Annotated in this window: 2 protein-coding genes and 1 pseudogene; all 3 read left to right on the top strand. The window is 58.2% G+C overall.

Annotated elements, in window-relative coordinates:
• On the top strand, positions 1-823 hold an 823-nt coding region (locus tag GSQ83_RS30730; protein ID WP_254065906.1), incomplete at its 5' end, for a PHB depolymerase family esterase.
• 117 nt (positions 824-940) lie between these two features.
• The gene (locus GSQ83_RS25475; protein ID WP_158805695.1) at positions 941-1,339 is read left to right on the top strand and encodes a host attachment protein; all 399 of its coding nucleotides are present in this window, start codon (positions 941-943) and stop codon (positions 1,337-1,339) included.
• Positions 1,340-1,781: 442 nt separating this feature from the next.
• Positions 1,782-1,983, top strand: a pseudogene (locus GSQ83_RS30140) (SHOCT domain-containing protein); the annotation flags it as partial.

The raw sequence follows: 1,983 nt of genomic DNA, 5'->3' as shown, positions 1-1,983 counted from the left end.
GCTTTATGTGCCCAGCGGCTACCATGGACAAGCCGTGCCACTGATCGTGATGCTGCACGGCTGCACACAGTCGCCGGATGATTTCGCCGTCGGCACGCAAATGAACGCTGCTGCGGAGAAGCATACCATCCTCATCGCCTATCCTGGGCAGACAAGCTCTGCAAATATGCAGAAGTGTTGGAACTGGTTCAGTGAAGGCGACCAACAGCGTGATCGGGGTGAGCCCTCACTTATTGCCGGGATCACTCGCGAAGTAATGCGCGACTTTGAAGTCGATGAACGACGTGTTTATGTCGCCGGGCTTTCGGCGGGCGGAGCAGCAGCCGCGGTTATGGGAAACGCATACCCCGATCTCTACGCCGCGATAGGCGTGCATTCTGGGCTGCCCTGCGGAGCAGCACGGGACATGCCCTCGGCATTCGCCGCGATGCAGCGTGGCGGGAAAGGCTTCACACATGAGGCAGCGATGTCGCCCCAATCCGAAACCCTCGGGCGACTCGTCCCAGCCATCGTCTTCCATGGCGACCGTGACACCACCGTAAATCCGGTCAATGCTGACGCGGTTGTTGTTCAGTCCGCTCAGGGCGAGGCGCTTAGGGCTCAGGTTGAGAGCGGCCAGGTTCCAGGCGGCCTGGCCTATAGCCGCACGCTGCATAATGACGCGACTGGGACCACAATGATTGAGCATTGGCTCGTCAAAGGCGCCGGCCATGCCTGGTTTGGTGGAAGTCCTTCGGGCTCATACACTGAGCCGAGCGGGCCCGACGCGACAGGGGAGATGCTGCGCTTCTTCCTGGAACACCCGCACCGGGCATCGGCGTAGCACGCGGACTTCAGCGCGATACCTGGCTGCGAGGTTTTGTCCAAAATGAGAGCCACTGTTCGGCATATGCCGGAACAGTGTTTTCTTCTCATTCCGACTTTCAGATAAGGGTTGCCCATGAGCACACATGACACGACCTGGTACGTAGTCGCCGATGGCGGCAAGGCCCGTATCCTTACCCGCCATGATGACCACTTCCACACAATCCATACCTTCAATGCGGAGGGCACCGGCGACATCGACGAAGATGCCTCCAAGGGGGAGCATCAGCTAAAGGCACCTCACGCTGATCCCAAGGCCGAGATTAAGCACGAGTTCGCGCGGGTCGTTGCGGACTATCTTAATCGCGCACCGGCGTCGGAAGTGCAGGATATTGTCCTGGCAGCCCCTGGTCACGTCCTGCACGACATCCGCGAGGCACTTAACAAGGCGACGGAAGCTAAGCTTACTCGCAGCCTGAGCAAGGACTTGACCAACATTTCAGACCACGCGATCGCCGAGCATTTTGGGAAGTGACGTGCTGGGCGTTTGAAACCATCATCCATCTACTGGTCTATGCAAAACCATGAGTTTCAACGGAGCGATGTCATGCGTCGACTGCTACTCGCAGTAACTGCCTTCAGCTTCCTCGTCGGAGCGCCGGCGGCTTTCGCCTCGCAATGCCGTGACGCGCAAGGGAAATTCATGAAGTGCCCAGCTAAATCGACGGTTCACTGCCGTGATAACGCCGGGAAGTTCGTGAAGTGCAGCGCCCCAGGCGCCAAGCCGGCCTGAGACCGGATCCAACTCGTGTAGATACATAGCATAATATCTCGCAGAACCGATCAAGACCGCAAAATCAGGTTTTGGGATCTGGAGGTCGAAAGCTCGAATTCAGAGCCCGACCTATGGAACCGCGCTTTCGACGGAGCGACAGAAGCAGGCGCTCATTGCAGTTAGTATGGAGCGAGTGGAGCAAATGGCAGATATGCTGGATGACTTAGCGGCAAAATATAGTGTGAGCCGCGAAGCGGTCGAAGCTTTGAGAGAGGCTCTCCGTCGCGGCGGCGGTCGACAGGCGCAATTTAGCCACCGGGACCTTGGCGGCATGGGGCAATGGTCAGCGGGCGGGATGACTCAGGTCGGTGACATGTTCAACGTAGACTTGAAGGACAAGGTCA

It is taken from the genome of Acidisoma sp. L85 (genome assembly GCF_009765865.1).
GTDB lineage: Bacteria > Pseudomonadota > Alphaproteobacteria > Acetobacterales > Acetobacteraceae > Acidisoma.
Note: the sequence above shows the minus strand (reverse complement) of the source record. Positions and strands in the feature narration are given on the sequence as shown.